The following is a 14,935-nucleotide window of genomic DNA, read 5'->3' as shown; positions in this document are numbered from 1 at the left end:
ACTTTTTCAGGATTAATCATCCCTTTTAACTGGTCTAATGCTTGAATTAACTCCTCTAAGGAACTGGTTTCAATGTAATCTTGATAAATCTTCTCTATTCGGTAAGCTAAAGAGGCTTCTATTAAAATATAAGACCCAGCTTGTATTTTTTCCGCGAGAAAAGAAGGCATTACCACTCGGCCAATCCGTTTACTTTCCCCTTCTGTAAAGACAACTTGGCCTTTTTGCCAATGTTTACTAGCTTCAAACAAGTAGCTTTCAAACATTTTTTGAGAATGAGCCGGAGTCAAACCTACTCCCCCTAATAAAGAGCCTCTATGATTGGCACAACCTTCTAAATCCAAAATACTTTCTCCTAAATTAGATAACTCTTTTAAGATCGCCGTTTTACCTGTACCAGACAAGCCATACAAGGTCACAAACTGAACTTGGGTAATTTGTTCTTCTAAATGTTCTAGTACATAGTGCCGGTACCCTTTGTATCCTCCTTGAATACGGCTAACTGGCATCCCTAAAGCTTTTAATAAGGCAAAAATAGATCTAGACCGCATACCTCCTCGACTACAAAATAAAGCCAATTCATCATACTCTTCTAATAAACCTTCATATTGTCTATACATCTCTGGTAGCTTGGAAGACGCATAGCCAATTCCGTATTCTTTCGCTTGACTGATTTCTCCGTTCACGTATAAGGTCCCAACTGTTTCTCTAGTTTGATTATCTAAAATAGGGATATTAACCGCTCCTGGAATAGTTGCGTTTTGATATTCTTTAGGACTTCTGACATCAACAAAACCAATTTTTTTCGTTTTGCCTCGTTCAAGAACCTCTTCATAAGTTACTGTTGGTTTCATGTTATCACTTTCTTACTCTAAATTTTACTGACTCATTTTTCATCATACTCCTATTTTCAGTTAATTTCTTGAAATTTATGATTTTTTTATTGGAAAGTAGTTTAAATAAACAAAAAGAATGAAGAAAATAAAAAGGGATATCTAGCTTTCGTTGCAAGTCTAAAAGGATCTGGTAGAATAAAACATAAAGAAATAAATGATAAGTAAAAGGATTGGGTAAACCATGTTAAAACAAATAAATGTTGTAGGAGCTATTTTAATTCAACATCACCAAATACTCTGTGCTAAACGAGGTGGTAATAAATCTTTAGGTGGATTATGGGAATTCCCCGGAGGAAAAATTGAACCAAATGAAACTCCGCAACAAGCATTAAAAAGAGAATTACAAGAAGAATTACGCATTGATGTAACAGTTGAAGATACTCCCTTTGAAAAAACAAGTTATGTTTATGACTTTGGACAAGTAAATCTAACCACCTTCCTTTGTCATTTAAACCACGGAACTCCTAAATTAACTGAACATGAAGCTATTTTATGGCTAGCTCCTCATGAACTTAATCAATTAAAATGGGCTCCCGCAGATATTCCGACTGTTCAAAAATTAATCCAACTAAATTGGTAAGGAGGCACTATATGACACTTTTAGAAACATCTTTAAAAAAAGCCTTTATTGATAAAACTACTCCAAGTATGATGACTAATTATGATCCAGAAATCTTAATTAATCAGCCGGAACAGAAACAATTTTTACTTACAACCCTACAAAATGAATTAGATCATTGTGTCACCTTTTTCTTCTCAGTAGCTTTTGTCACTCAAGACGGCTTAAATGCTTTAAAAGTTCAACTAGCTGACTTAGCTAAAAAAGGAATTCGAGGAAAGTTATTGACCTCTACCTATCTTTACTTTAATAGTCCTGAAACTTTTGAGTCTTTATTAACTATTCCAAATTTAGAAGTCAGACTCTCCACTAAAAAAGGCTTCCACGCAAAAGGTTACTTGTTTCAGCAAGCAGACTATCACACCTTAATTGTAGGTAGCTCTAATTTAACTATGAACGCTTTAAAATTAAATTATGAATGGAACATTAGATTAACTTCCTATGATAATGGTGAAATCATCCACCAAGTTCATCATCATATGGATAGTGAGTGGGAGCAAGCTACCTTGTTATCTGAGCAATGGCTTATCAGCTACCGAAAAAATTATGCTCTCTATCAAACAAAACATCCTACTCCCACTAATAGTGATTTAGTAGAAGAAATTACTCCTTATATCGCCCCAAATAAAATGCAAAAAGAAGCTTTAGGCAACTTAAAAAAAATCCGAGAAGAAGGGAATAAAAAAGCCCTAGTGATTTCTGCTACTGGAACAGGAAAAACTTATCTTGCGGCTTTTGACACATTGCAATACCAACCAAAACGTTTTTTATTTATTGTTCACCGAGAACAAATTTTACAAGCAGCTAAAAAATCCTTTCAAAAAATCATTGGAGGACCTGATAGTGATTTTGGTATTCTATCTGGTCATCAGAAACAAGTCCAGGCAAAATATTTATTTGCTACTATTCAAACCATTTCAAAAAATGAAACCATGAATTCTTTCGACCCAACTTACTTTGATTACATCTTAATTGATGAGGTTCATAAATCAGGGGCTAGTTCATACACACGTATTATCGATTATTTTCAGCCTAACTTTTTACTAGGAATGACTGCAACTCCTGAAAGAAGTGACCAGTTTAACATATTTGAGTTATTTGATTATACCGTTGCTTATGAAATTAGACTACAAGATGCTTTAGAAGAAAACATGTTGTGTCCATTTCACTATTTTGGAGTAACAGATTACGAAAAAAATGGCGAGCTAATCTCTGAAACTACTGACTTACAATACCTAGTTAATCACGAGCGAGTCGATTTTTTACTAGAAAAAATTCAATATTATGGCTGTTTTAATAATCAACCTAAAGGCTTAGTTTTTTGTAGCCGGGTTAAAGAAGCTGAAGCACTAGCTAAAGCTTTTAATGATCGGGGACTACCATCTAGAGCCTTAGATGGTAGTCATTCTATTGTAGAACGAGAAGAGGTTGTTAGTTTATTAGAAAAAGGGGATCTTCACTATATCTTTACAGTAGATGTTTTTAACGAGGGAATAGACATTCCAAGCGTTAACCAAGTCGTGCTATTAAGAAATACTCAGTCTAGCATTATTTTTATTCAACAGCTTGGCCGTGGTTTACGAAAATATCCTAACAAAAAATTTGTCACAGTTATCGATTTTATTGGAAATTACAAAAATAATTATCTTATCCCTACAGCTCTATCTGGAGATAAATCTCTTAACAAAAACAATTTAAGAAAAGATACCTTTGATACTACCTATATCTCCGGTTTATCTGCAATTAATTTTGAACACATTGCTAAAGATAGGATTTTTAAATCCATTGATACAGCTTCTTTAGACTCCATGAGAGAATTAAGAGCTATTTATTTCACCTTAAAAAATCGAATCAATCGTATACCTATGTTATATGATTTTTATCAATACGAATTAGTTGATCCAGTTGTACTCGCTCAAAAATGTAAAAATTATCCTGCTTTTTTAACTAAAATTGGAGAAAGTCAGCTTCAACTATCTAAAGCAGAGCAAGCCATGTTAACTTTTTTATCTGTCGAATTATTACCTGGGCAAAGAAAACAGGAATTAGTCCTTCTAAAACTTTTACTTAAAACACCTGAACAGGTCACCGAAAAGCAGATAAAAGAGTTATTCAATCAGCACCACTTATTAGCTAATGAAGATACAATTGAATCAGTTCTCAGTACCTTATCTATCGACTTTTATGCAGGTGGCATAAAAACCTCTTATCAAGACAGTGCCTTAATAACAAAAGACGGGAAACTCACTCCCACTTTTAAAAAGGCTCGAGAAAATCCAGAGTTTGTTCATCATGTTAAAGATATCATTAAAACAGCTCTCCACCGCTCTCAAGATATGTATCCAGATTGTCCGTTAACCATTGAAGGTAAATACCGCCGACGTGATGTGCTAAGAATGCTTAATTGCTCAAAACAAATGGTGGATCAAAACATTGGTGGCTATACCTATCAGGGTCAGGAGTTTGTTATTTTTGTCACCCTTGAAAAAGGAGAAGATTTTAAAGGCTCTCTTGTTCATTACGAAGATGCTATCCTAGACCCGCAAACAATTCTTTGGTTTACTAAAGCTCCTAGAACTTTAGAAAGTCCAGAAGTCCGTTTCTTAAAAGAACACGGCCAAACTGCCAATATCCACTTTTTTGTTAAGAAAAAAGATGACCACGGAATTGATTTTTACTACTTAGGTAAAGTCAAACCTAAATTAGATACAATTCAACAAGTTACAAGAAAAACCATAGAAGGAAAGCAACGGTCTTTAGTTAAGATGAAATTACATCTTGAAAAAGCTATTAATCATCAACTTTACCACTTTTTAACTCATTAAAATAAACCACCACTCTAACTATTAGGGTGGTGGTTTTATGTTACATTTAATATTTATCTACTGAAAATGTTTACTTAACTGAATTACCATCAAATTCCGCTAGAATCTTCCGAACTTCATCTGTTGATTTAGTTTCCATTAATTTAATTCTTAATTCATGGGCTCCTGGGAAACCTTTAACATAAATTTTAAAGAATCGGTGAAGACCTACAATGGAACGAGGAACTTGTGTCGCATATTTATCTTGTAAATCTAATTGCAAATTCAATAAACTGATTAACTCTTCTGGTGTATGGATCCGTGGCTCTTTTTCAAAAGCATAGGGATTTTTAAATATACCACGACCAATCATTAAACCATCTACCCCATACTTATTAGCCAATTCAAGACCCATCTTTCGGTCTAAAACATCTCCGTTAATAGTAATCAAGGTTTCCGGTGCTAATTGATCCCGTAATTCTAAAATTCTAGGAATCATCTCCCAATGTGCTGGGACTTTACTCATCTCTTTCCGAGTCCGTAAATGAACCGATAAATTAGCTATATCTTGTCGTAACAAATGACTAATCCAGTCTTCCATTTCTGCTGGATCTTGATAACCTATCCTTGTTTTTACACTAACAGGTAAGCCATCTTTTTTAGCAGCCTTGATAAGCTCGGCTGCAACATCTGGGCGTAAAATAAGGCCACTCCCTTTACCTCGTTCTGCCACATTAGGAACAGGACAGCCCATATTAATATCTACACCTTTAAACCCCATGTCAGCTAACTCTACGCTCATCTTTTCAAAAAAAGTTGGGTTATCTCCCCAAATATGAGCAACAATTGGCTGTTCCTCGTCTTCAAAAACTAGCCGACCTCTAACACTGTCTTTGCCATCTGGATGACAAAAGCTATCTGAATTAGTAAACTCAGTAAAGAACACATCAGGTGCTCCTGCTTCTTTTACCACATGTCTAAACACAACATCTGTCACATCTTCCATTGGTGCTAAAATAAAAAAAGGTTTAGGCAACTCTTTCCAAAAATTATCTATCATTATACAATCTCCGTTCTATTTCTAGACTTAGCAGTCATTCCTTACTTTCTAAAAAACATGTTTATTATACTAATAATCTACTCAAGAAGCAAAAAGATGGTTTATGACTATCTTCCTATTTTAATGAAAAAAGCCTAAAATATTTTCATATTTTAAGCTTTGCCTTTTAGTGCTATTTATTAAAAATCTTAGGTCCTTTACGCATGTTTTTACGATCATTTTTAGGGGTGTCTTTTTGATTAGACTTTCCGCCACCTGTTTGTTTATTTTTAATAAGCTCTAACATCTTTTCTTTTGCATCCATTTTTTCCACCACCCTTATAGCCTTTTATACTATACACGGTTACTAGAAAAAATAAAAGAAAAAGTTTGAGGTGAATTGTGATTTCTAGTAAATAAAACACGATTTTATGCCATTTAAAAAGATTAACATAGTGGGCTTTGGAAACTTTTTAAGTACGAATTTAGCATAGAATTCTTTAAAATAACTTTATTCATCTTTTTAAATATATATTATTTATTTCGCTATAATATACCCGAAGTGCTAGTTAAATTTAGAAGTATCCCAAAGAATATTTTAATGTTCCAGGTATTATTTTTTGAGCTTCTGCTAATAAGAGAGTGTAGGTTAGTAAAATTATCTCTAGCTTAGCTTCAAATCCTAATAAAGAACGACTCCTAAAACCATTACCTGATAATTTTATCAAGCTAGAAAAAACTGTTTCGATTTGTTTTCTAAGCTTACCTAATAGCTTATCTTCTGCAACCTTTGGCTGCTTAGAATTTTTCTTTCTAGGTGTCCAAAAGTTAATATTACTTTCTGCCAATTTATCTTTTAGTTTTTTACTGACATACCCTTTATCAGCTAGGACTTGTGGCGTAGGAGCTTGCTCTACCACTTCAGATGCCATATGAATATCATGTGTTGAAGCAGATGTGACTGAATAAGCTTTCGGAAAACCTTTATGGTCAATTAGTAGACTAAGTTTTAATCCATAAAAATGACTATTTTTTGTAGCATTAAATCCTATATTGGCAACTTCTTTAAATAATTTAGCTCGATTATTTCTAATAGGCGTACACAATGGGATTGGCATACTATCTAAGATTGAAAAAGGACTATTATCGTGCAAAGATTTTACATATTTAACGCGAATAATCTTAATCACATTTACTAATAAACCACAGATACGATAGTATCTAGAGCGTTCTGGAAATGTATTTGGGAATAAAATAGAACAGATAGCCTTATACTGAGCTATTTGAGTTGAAAACCCCTGCATAGTTGCCCAAATGACAGCAGAAATAATCACGTAATCCGGTTGTATTTGTTGATTTATATTCCTTCTATTTTTTATTTCTATAGGAACGTACTCATTATATAAAGGCAAAACGATTTTTGAGATTTTAGAAAAAGATTCTTGATAATCTAAAGATATTTTTGTATTCTGTAATTGGCTTTGCATGAAATTAGCACTCATTTCGTAGTAGTTTTGAGTTAATTTTACGCAAAGTTTTTTTATTTTCTACTTTTAAATTTAACTAGCACTTCGGGTTTTTAATTTCTTTTTTTATAAAATTTATAATGCCATTTACTGTTTTTAAATCCATTTTATTTTTTTCAAAAGTTTCATAACAATAGGTACATCTAAAATTACAGTTTTCATGAACTAATAAAATTAATCGCATATTTTTAGAAGCATCAGAATGATATTTTTTTAAATAATTAAATCGATTTTCAGTAGTAAAATACTTATCTAGTAAAAAAGATTTAGATTCAGGATGATCTAAAAAATCGTTTAAATCTGTGAAAGTGTTTTTAGATACTTTAAGAGAAGTACCTGTTTCAGAATTAAAAAGAAGGTGATTAAGATCCTCATAGTCTGTAGTAACAATTACATTATTATGGAGTTTCATGATTAAGAACAGTCCTTTCTCTCTAAAAAATAATTTTGTTAAACTAAATATAATATTAAAAAAATCGCAAGGAGCCTTTCTTAAAAATGATTCCCCACGATTTTTTTAATTTTTTAACAAATAGCATTAATAGTACAACGATTTGCTTCTAATTGATGCTGAACAGCATTCTCATTTTCTTCGAAAATCATTTTTTTCACCTCCTTGTAATATACATATAAGTTTAAATTAATAAGAAAAAAAGAAAAAAAGGAAACTATTCTTTCCTTTTTTCCTTTTTTCCTAAAACTGTGTAAATAAAATAAACAGTTAAGATAATTGTCATAGAGGTTGTAAATACAAAAATATTTTTTGAAGCAGATAAATTATAAATAATTGAACCTAATACACTTCCAATACTCATAAAACTTCCAAATGCGCCTGTGATTTTAGCATATTCTTCGATGGGAATAGTTTTACGAAAAAGGGTATTAAGTTTAGGATTGACGATGCCAATAATAAAGTATAGTATCCATGACATAATAAGAGATAAAATAATTTTATTAATAGAAATACTAATAAAGAACATTATAGAAACTAAATTAGCGTATAGGATATAACGATTTAAATTTTTATTCTTAGTAATTTTTATACCTACAGTAGAGCCTAGTATTGTACTTATTGTATTACCCGAGAGTAAAAATGTTAAAAATATAGAATAATTAAATGAAGTATTAAAATTAATAAAAGCTATACTTAAGATAGATGGTATTGTAGATAATACAGAGTTAATTATAGTTATTGATAAAAGTGATTGGAATAGTTCAAAATAAGATTTATTATTTTTTAATTTGAAAAAATCTGTTAGTTCTTGTTTTACATTTTTATTACCTTGCTTCGAAGAATCTTTTGTATATGTTTTATAAACATTCAAAATAACATTTTTATTAAAAATAAAAATAAAAAAAACTAACAAAAATATTCCTGTATTGATAAAAGCAATATTTTTAAAAGTAAAATATAAAACTAAAGCACCTCCAATTGATTGTGATATTATTTGTGCTATTTGTTGATTTGTGGAATAAAGCGCAGAACTATCTTCCCATTGTTCCTGTTTAAAAATCATTTGAGGAGCAATAGAACATATTCCTATGGAAATTCTTCCTAAGCAATCAGAAATAAAGTTTAAAATACAGATCACAATTAAAGCAATTAGTGAAGACGAAAAACCTAATATTAATGCTACAACTAAGTATATGAGAGTTTTAATAAAATAAATATTCTTCAAATCTTTATATCTATTAGTTGATGAGTCGGCTAATAAACCTGTAAAGAAAGTAAAAAGTAAAGGTAAAGTTTCAGATATAGAAACTAAAGATATCGCATAGCCATTTTTTGAAATTGAAGTTGCAAAAGTCATTAACGCAATATAAAACAGTCCGTCACCGATAATAGAAAGAAAATCAGTAATCAAAAAAACCCTATATTTTTGATTTTTAAGAACATCAATCATAAAAACCACCTCTCGTAATTATTTTATTAACCTTAAGATAACATAATATTAGTGTGTTAAAATATAAGGAAACAAAAGGTTCCATGCATAACGATTATAATATGAAAGGGATAGATTCTTTATGGAAAAATTTGGAAAAGAAATCAAAAAAATAAGAGAAGACAAAGGAATATTTCAAAAATCTCTTTATCAAGATCTTGTTTCTAGACAATATGGTAGAAAAATAGAGATAGGAGAAAATACTCCTAATACCATTCTTTTTTTTAATATTCTCGATAGATTAGATATGTCTATTGAAGAATTTACGTATATTTTTAACAATTATTCATTTTATTCTAAAGAAAATATGAGGTATAAAATTAGCATAGCTTATAACAACAAAAATAGTAGAAGTTTAAAAAATATTTATACGACAAACATATTTCCACCAGATGAACGCTACATGTTTTTAAAATGTCTAGCTCATATTTTATATTTTGATTTAACCGGACAACATATAGATAGTAATAAATATTACAACGAAGTTAACTTTGTTAAAGATTATCTTTTTAATAGAAATACATGGTATATTTCTGAAATAAATGATTACACAGCTTGTTTTCATATTTTTGAAGATGAAGCTAATATGTACTTACTACCAAAATGTTTAAAACAATTAAAGAAATATTCTAAATATAAAACTTACAAATTAATGATGACTAATTTATTAACCAATTTTCTTTTTGATACATTAGAAAATAAAAGGGAAATTAATCTATCATTGATTATAAAAGAGCTTGAAACAATCTATTATGAATGCTTATATGATGATTTTTTATGTAAATTTCAGTGTAAATTTGCTTTAAATTGTTATGAATTTTTTATCAAATCAAATACAAAAGTAGTTAAAGAATTAGAATATACTATATCTACTCTAAAATTTTTAAATTATACAGATAAATCAGATGAAATGGAAGATCTTTTAAGTAATTTAGAAAAAATATATCTAAAAAAATAAAATATTTATTTAACAGATCGGTTAATATAATTTAATGTTAGAACCAGTTGTAGACTTATCAAGGATTTTAGACACCAAGATTGTGAATCTCAGCTGGTCTACCTCGAAATAAAAAGACCATGAGAAATGATCTTCCTTTTTTCTCAAGAAATCTATATAGCTTGTGTCTCTCAAAGACTTGGACATATTAATATTCAAACAACTCAGAATTATTATCTGCAATTAATGCCAGAAAAAAAGACACCTTCCAAATAATTGGAAAGTGTCTGTTTGAATTCTGTATAAAAACGAATTAACGTTTTGAGAATTGTGAAGCTTTACGAGCTTTTTTAAGACCTGGTTTCTTACGTTCAACCATACGTGAGTCACGAGTAAGTAAACCTTTAGATTTTAATGCGCTACGGAAGTCAGGATCTACTGTTAATAGTGCACGAGCGATACCATGACGAGTTGCTCCTGCTTGTCCTGCATATCCACCACCATTTACGTTTACAAAGACATCATAAGCACCTTCAGTTGAAGTAGCAACGAAAGGTTGGTTGATGACTTGACGTAAGTCAGCATGTGGGATATATTCTTCGATTGATTTATTATTCATAATAATTTTGCCTGTACCTGGTACTAAACGTACACGAGCTACAGATCTTTTACGACGGCCTGTGCCGATATATTGTAAGTTAGCCAATGAAATTCCCTCCTTAAATTAAGTTCGTAATGTCTAATACTTCTGGTTGTTGTGCTTGGTGCATATGTTCGCTACCACCGTAAACAAATAATTTAGATCCTTGTTTACGTCCTAAAGTATTTTTAGGAAGCATACCTTTCACAGCAGTTTCGATCAAACGACGAGAATTTTTTTCACGTAATTCACCAGCAGAAACTGATTTAAGTCCGCCAGTAAATCCAGTGTGATGATGATACATTTTGTCACTTGCTTTTTTACCTGTTAATTTAACTTTATCTGCATTAATAACAATTACAAAGTCGCCAGTATCCACATGAGGTGTGAATGTTGGTTTATTTTTTCCACGTAGAATAGAAGCTACTACTGTTGAAAGACGTCCTAAAGGAACATCTGTAGCGTCTACTACGTACCATTTACGTTCTAATTCGCCATCTTTGGCCATATATGTTGTACGCACGTTGTTTTCCTCCAATTTCAAGTATGAATGTTTGACAATACACAATAAGGTTCCGGGGCTCATCGTGGGGCAAACAATACCACCTAACATACTACCTTTATTTAAGAAGATTGTCAACAAGTTTCTTCGTCACAATGATAGTTAACTTCCATTAAATAAAGCCCTTCAGGATGAGCAGTAGGTCCTGCTAGATGTCTGTCTTTTGTTTCAATAATCTTCTGAAACTGATCAACAGGCAATCTACCGTTTCCTATCTTGATTAACGTTCCCACTAAAATCCGAATCATTTTGTATAAAAATCCATTACCACGAAAAACAAATAACAATTCATCATCGCTTACTTTTTTTACACTGGCTTCATAAATAGTCCGCACTTTGTCTTCTACACTACTACCTGAAGCGCAGCATCCTGTAAAATCATGAGTACCAAGTAAATAATTAGCTGCCTGTTGCATTCTTTCCACATCTAATTCATATGGGTAGTAAGCAGCATAGAACCGTTTAAACGGGTTTCTAGGGCGGCCGATATTAAGTCGGTAATGATAGGTTTTTTCGTGAGCTTGATAGCGAGCATGAAAGTCAGCAGACACTTTCTCTAAAGAACGTACCGCAATATCATTAGGCGTTTGCGTATCTAAAGCAAAACGCAATTTTTCTTCATCTTTTTCATAAGGAAAGTCAAAATGTATAACTTGTCCCATTGCATGCACTCCAGAATCAGTTCTACCAGATCCGTAAATAATAATCTCTTGTTGCGTAATTTTTTTTAGCGTAGTTTCAATTGCTTCCTGGACTGACAAACCGTTGTCCTGTCTTTGAAAGCCAACATAATTAGTTCCATCATAAGCAATTACTGCTTTATAGCGTGGCATAAATTTCCTCCTTAACTCAGAAAAAAACAGTAACGCTAAGCATTACTGTTTGCTTGATTTTAATTTCTCACATAGACAAGGATAACAGTCAAGACTACAAATACCAAAGCGGTTAGCGTATCTCTAGACTGCCATTTTAATACTCGGTACTTGGTTCTTCCTTCTCCGCCTTTATAGCCTCTAGCTTCCATTGCAGTGGCTAGATCTTCTGCTCGGTTAAAACTACTGACAAATAAAGGAATAAGTAACGGAACAATACTTTTCATCTTATCCATAATGTTCCCCTCGCCAAAGTCCACTCCTCGAGCCCGCTGTGCATTCATAATTTTTTCCGTCTCATCCATTAATGTTGGCACAAAACGTAAGGCAATCGATAACATCAATGACACTTCATGGGCTGGAAATTTAACAACTTCTAGCGGTCTTAACAAATACTCAATAGCGTCTGATAAAGATAAGGGAGGAGTTGTTAAGGTCAGTAACGTTGAAATTAAAATAATTAAAACAAACCGACAAAAAATAAAAATACCATTCATTAAGCCTAATTCCGTTACGCTTAGAATACCCCACTTAAAATAAACCTCGCCACCACGAGTAAATAAAATTTGTAATACCACTGTAAATAAAATTAACCAAAAAAGTGGTTTTAAGCCATTAATGATAAAAGAAGGCTTGATTTTGGATAAGGATAAAGCCAGTAGTGTGAAAAGAAACATTAAAGTATAGGATTGCCAATTGTTACATAAAAAAATAATCCCTATAAAATAAAAGCTAGCTAATAATTTTACCCGAGGATCTAATTTATGGATAACTGAGTCACCTGGAATGTAACGACCAAAAATCATTTTATCCATCATACTTGCTCACCTGACTTTCTAAGAATTTTCGCTATTTCTTGGGCTAATTCTTTAGTGGTCAGAGGAATCGTGTCAAACTGAAAACCTCGAGCCATTAATTGTTGAGCAAATGTCGTTGCAGCAGGAACTCCTAGTTGCTGAGTTGTTAACCACTGGGTATCTGTAAATACCTGTTTTGGTAAACCTTGCTTTATAACTTGTCCTTTCTCTAAGACAATCACATAATCTGCAAAGTTTGCCACATCATCCATTAAATGGGTGACAAGAACAATGGTAATCCCCTGTTCTTTATGTAAGTCATAAAACATGCCCATCATTTCTTTACGGCCTCTAGGATCTAAGCCAGCTGTTGGTTCATCTAAGACTAAAACAGAAGGTTTCATTGCCAATACGCCAGCAATGGCTACTCTCCGCATTTGGCCACCAGACAGCTCAAAGGGAGATCTCTCTAGATAACTATCATCAAGACCTACCATTTGAAGAGAATCTCTCACAACCTTTTTCAGCTCTTCTCCTTCTACCCCAAAGTTTTTAGGACCAAAAGCCACGTCTTTTTCAATCGTTTCTTCAAACAACTGAGCTTCAGGAAATTGAAACACAATGCCGACTTCTTTTCTAACTTCTTTTAAATTTTTATTTGGAGTATCGGTTGTGATTAACCGGTCACCAATTTTAACTACTCCAGCAGTTGGTTTAATCAAGGCGTTTAAATGTTGTAACAAAGTCGATTTTCCACTACCTGTATGGCCAACAATCGCTGTATAAGAGCCTTCTTTAATAGTTAAATTAATATCCTTCAACGCGCAAAAAGCAAACGGAGTGTCCGGCTGATAGGTGTAGCCTACTTGTTCAAACTGGATGTCCATAACCACTCAACCATCCCTTCTTCAGTTAAATAATGATTAGGAGTTTCTATTCCCAACTGATTTAATTCAATTTTTAACTTTTCAGGAAAAGGTAAATCCAATCCCATTTCTACCAGCTGCTCTCCGTATGAAAAAATTTCTTCCGGTGTGCCTACATGGATTAATTCTCCTTGTTTCATCACAAAAAGGCGATTAGCATTGGCTGCTTCATCAATATCATGGGTGATAGAAATAACTGTTAAATTTCGTTCTTCTTTTAGCTGTTTAATTGTGTCTATCACTTCAAAACGTCCCTTTGGATCTAACATACTGGTAGCTTCATCTAAAATAATAACATCTGGACTAATAGCTATTACCCCAGCAATCGCCACCCGTTGTTTCTGTCCCCCAGATAGACGAGCCGGCTCTTTTTCTTTAAAGTCACTCATTCTAACTTTGGTTAGGGCATCATTCACACGAATTACCATTTCCTCACGAGGAACCCCACTATTTTCCAAACCAAAAGCAACATCATCTTCCACAGTGGATCCTACAAATTGATTGTCTGGATTTTGAAAAACCATGCCAACAGATTGGCGAACTTTCCAAATATTTTCTTCATTCACAGGCAATTGATTAACACTTACTTGACCTGTTTGGGGTAATAATAAGCCATTAATCATTTTAGCTAAGGTAGATTTACCTGAACCATTATGGCCAATGATAGCAATCCACTCTCCTGGATAGATACTACCTGAAATGTTTTTAAGCGCATACTTTTCAGCGTCTTCTTGATATTTAAATGAAATATCTTCAAGAGTTATTATTGGTTTCATTTTTAAACCTCACAATTTTTTTCGTCTCATAGAATAAAATGCTTTTTTCTATCTATAACTGAACATAATTATAGGTACAAAAAAACACTTTATGATGAGCGCTTACTCCCTAGTAAGCTTACTAGGGAGTAGCAACGAGCTAGACTCGGAGCCTATAAGCTCCAACATCATAACACTCTGGTAGAATCATCTATAAAGTGATGGTATAGTTATTGAATTAGACAAGTTCTAAGATAACCATCTTAGCAGCATCGCCGCGGCGTGGTTCTGTTTTTAGAATACGAGTATAACCACCATTGCGTTCAGCATAACGAGGTGCAACATCATTAAATAATTTTTGTAATGCTGTTTCCACTACGATTTCTTCATTTTCTTCACGAACATCTGCGATTTCATTACGCATGAATGCAGCTGCTTGACGGCGAGCATGAAGATCTCCACGTTTACCTAAAGTAATCATTTTTTCTGTAGTTGAACGTACTTCTTTGGCACGAGCTTCAGTTGTAACGATTCTTTCATTGATGATTAAATCAGTTGTTAAATCACGTAACAAAGCTTTACGTTGGCTACTTGTGCGTCCTAATTTACGATAGCTCAC

16 protein-coding genes and 1 pseudogene are annotated in these 14,935 nt (G+C 32.7%); 4 read left to right on the top strand and 13 right to left on the bottom strand.

Annotated elements, in window-relative coordinates; all coding sequences use genetic code 11:
• On the bottom strand, positions 1-854 hold an 854-nt coding region (mnmH, locus tag C7P63_RS09830), incomplete at its 3' end, for a tRNA 2-selenouridine(34) synthase MnmH (protein ID WP_125943983.1).
• A 223-nt stretch (positions 855-1,077) separates the two neighbouring features.
• On the opposite strand from mnmH, the gene C7P63_RS09825 reads away from it, so the two are divergent.
• Together C7P63_RS09825 and C7P63_RS09820 are read left to right on the top strand one after the other, a co-directional pair.
• A complete protein-coding gene (locus C7P63_RS09825; RefSeq protein ID WP_125943982.1) occupies positions 1,078-1,476 on the top strand; it encodes a (deoxy)nucleoside triphosphate pyrophosphohydrolase in 399 nt (132 codons plus the stop codon).
• An 11-nt stretch (positions 1,477-1,487) separates the two neighbouring features.
• Positions 1,488-4,340 (top strand): DEAD/DEAH box helicase, encoded by a 2,853-nt coding sequence (locus tag C7P63_RS09820; protein WP_125943981.1) that lies wholly within the window; start codon positions 1,488-1,490, stop codon positions 4,338-4,340.
• A gap of 70 nt (positions 4,341-4,410) precedes the next feature.
• Here C7P63_RS09820 and C7P63_RS09815 read toward each other — a convergent pair whose 3' ends face one another.
• The 5 genes from C7P63_RS09815 to C7P63_RS09800 all read right to left on the bottom strand — a co-directional run bounded on the left by C7P63_RS09815 (position 4,411) and on the right by C7P63_RS09800 (position 8,788).
• On the bottom strand, positions 4,411-5,379 hold the full coding sequence (locus C7P63_RS09815) for a tRNA dihydrouridine synthase (RefSeq protein WP_125943980.1): 969 nt from the start codon (positions 5,377-5,379) through the stop codon (positions 4,411-4,413).
• A 172-nt stretch (positions 5,380-5,551) separates the two neighbouring features.
• Positions 5,552-5,683, bottom strand: coding sequence for a hypothetical protein (locus C7P63_RS10405; RefSeq protein WP_279386797.1), 132 nt, complete (start codon positions 5,681-5,683; stop codon positions 5,552-5,554).
• 250 nt (positions 5,684-5,933) lie between these two features.
• Positions 5,934-6,845, bottom strand: a complete 912-nt coding sequence (locus tag C7P63_RS09810) for an IS982 family transposase (RefSeq protein ID WP_165863816.1) — start codon at positions 6,843-6,845, stop codon at positions 5,934-5,936.
• Between the two features lie 76 nt (positions 6,846-6,921).
• A complete protein-coding gene (locus C7P63_RS09805) occupies positions 6,922-7,296 on the bottom strand; it encodes a hypothetical protein (protein WP_125943978.1) in 375 nt (124 codons plus the stop codon).
• Between the two features lie 256 nt (positions 7,297-7,552).
• On the bottom strand, positions 7,553-8,788 hold the full coding sequence (locus C7P63_RS09800) for an MFS transporter (protein WP_125943977.1): 1,236 nt from the start codon (positions 8,786-8,788) through the stop codon (positions 7,553-7,555).
• 121 nt (positions 8,789-8,909) lie between these two features.
• Here C7P63_RS09800 and C7P63_RS09795 point away from each other — a divergent pair, with 121 nt between their 5' ends.
• Positions 8,910-9,785 carry an Rgg/GadR/MutR family transcriptional regulator gene (locus C7P63_RS09795; protein WP_125943976.1) on the top strand — a complete coding sequence of 292 codons (876 nt, stop codon included), beginning with the start codon at positions 8,910-8,912 and terminating at the stop codon, positions 9,783-9,785.
• A 132-nt stretch (positions 9,786-9,917) separates the two neighbouring features.
• A pseudogene (locus C7P63_RS10380) lies at positions 9,918-10,040 on the top strand (site-specific integrase); the annotation flags it as partial.
• A 37-nt stretch (positions 10,041-10,077) separates the two neighbouring features.
• On the opposite strand, the gene rpsI reads toward C7P63_RS10380, so the two are convergent.
• From rpsI to rplQ, 7 genes are all read right to left on the bottom strand, one after another.
• Positions 10,078-10,470 carry a 30S ribosomal protein S9 gene (gene rpsI / locus C7P63_RS09785; RefSeq protein ID WP_125943975.1) on the bottom strand — a complete coding sequence of 131 codons (393 nt, stop codon included), beginning with the start codon at positions 10,468-10,470 and terminating at the stop codon, positions 10,078-10,080.
• 13 nt (positions 10,471-10,483) lie between these two features.
• On the bottom strand, positions 10,484-10,912 hold the full coding sequence (gene rplM, locus C7P63_RS09780; protein WP_341538933.1) for a 50S ribosomal protein L13: 429 nt from the start codon (positions 10,910-10,912) through the stop codon (positions 10,484-10,486).
• A gap of 128 nt (positions 10,913-11,040) precedes the next feature.
• A complete protein-coding gene (gene truA / locus C7P63_RS09775) occupies positions 11,041-11,799 on the bottom strand; it encodes a tRNA pseudouridine(38-40) synthase TruA (protein WP_125943973.1) in 759 nt (252 codons plus the stop codon).
• 59 nt (positions 11,800-11,858) lie between these two features.
• Entirely contained in the window at positions 11,859-12,656 is a 798-nt protein-coding gene (locus C7P63_RS09770) for an energy-coupling factor transporter transmembrane component T family protein (RefSeq protein WP_125943972.1), read from the bottom strand.
• Positions 12,653-13,522 (bottom strand): energy-coupling factor ABC transporter ATP-binding protein, encoded by an 870-nt coding sequence (locus tag C7P63_RS09765; RefSeq protein WP_125943988.1) that lies wholly within the window; start codon positions 13,520-13,522, stop codon positions 12,653-12,655. Before C7P63_RS09765 ends, C7P63_RS09770 begins: the two co-directional genes overlap by 4 nt.
• Positions 13,498-14,337, bottom strand: coding sequence for an energy-coupling factor ABC transporter ATP-binding protein (locus C7P63_RS09760; protein ID WP_125943971.1), 840 nt, complete (start codon positions 14,335-14,337; stop codon positions 13,498-13,500). The genes C7P63_RS09765 and C7P63_RS09760 overlap by 25 nt, the downstream gene beginning before the upstream one ends.
• A gap of 217 nt (positions 14,338-14,554) precedes the next feature.
• A complete protein-coding gene (rplQ, locus tag C7P63_RS09755; RefSeq protein WP_125943970.1) occupies positions 14,555-14,935 on the bottom strand; it encodes a 50S ribosomal protein L17 in 381 nt (126 codons plus the stop codon).

Source organism: Vagococcus humatus (assembly GCF_003950325.1).
Taxonomy (GTDB): domain Bacteria; phylum Bacillota; class Bacilli; order Lactobacillales; family Vagococcaceae; genus Vagococcus_C; species Vagococcus_C humatus.
This window is presented reverse-complemented; position numbering and strand designations above follow the sequence as displayed.

Bases quoted from the DNA above. Each gene is read 5' to 3' on its own strand.
- C7P63_RS09825 (WP_125943982.1), top strand. From the start codon at position 1,078: ATGTTAAAACAAATAAATGTTGTAGGAGCTATTTTAATTCAACATCAC.
- C7P63_RS09820 (WP_125943981.1), top strand. From the start codon at position 1,488: ATGACACTTTTAGAAACATCTTTAAAAAAAGCCTTTATTGATAAAACT.
- C7P63_RS09815 (WP_125943980.1), bottom strand. From the start codon at position 5,379: ATGATAGATAATTTTTGGAAAGAGTTGCCTAAACCTTTTTTTATTTTA.
- C7P63_RS10405 (WP_279386797.1), bottom strand. From the start codon at position 5,683: ATGGATGCAAAAGAAAAGATGTTAGAGCTTATTAAAAATAAACAAACA.
- C7P63_RS09810 (WP_165863816.1), bottom strand. From the start codon at position 6,845: ATGCAAAGCCAATTACAGAATACAAAAATATCTTTAGATTATCAAGAA.
- C7P63_RS09805 (WP_125943978.1), bottom strand. From the start codon at position 7,296: ATGAAACTCCATAATAATGTAATTGTTACTACAGACTATGAGGATCTT.
- C7P63_RS09800 (WP_125943977.1), bottom strand. From the start codon at position 8,788: ATGATTGATGTTCTTAAAAATCAAAAATATAGGGTTTTTTTGATTACT.
- C7P63_RS09795 (WP_125943976.1), top strand. From the start codon at position 8,910: ATGGAAAAATTTGGAAAAGAAATCAAAAAAATAAGAGAAGACAAAGGA.
- rplM (WP_341538933.1), bottom strand. From the start codon at position 10,912: ATGGCCAAAGATGGCGAATTAGAACGTAAATGGTACGTAGTAGACGCT.
- truA (WP_125943973.1), bottom strand. From the start codon at position 11,799: ATGCCACGCTATAAAGCAGTAATTGCTTATGATGGAACTAATTATGTT.
- C7P63_RS09770 (WP_125943972.1), bottom strand. From the start codon at position 12,656: ATGATGGATAAAATGATTTTTGGTCGTTACATTCCAGGTGACTCAGTT.
- C7P63_RS09765 (WP_125943988.1), bottom strand. From the start codon at position 13,522: ATGGACATCCAGTTTGAACAAGTAGGCTACACCTATCAGCCGGACACT.
- C7P63_RS09760 (WP_125943971.1), bottom strand. From the start codon at position 14,337: ATGAAACCAATAATAACTCTTGAAGATATTTCATTTAAATATCAAGAA.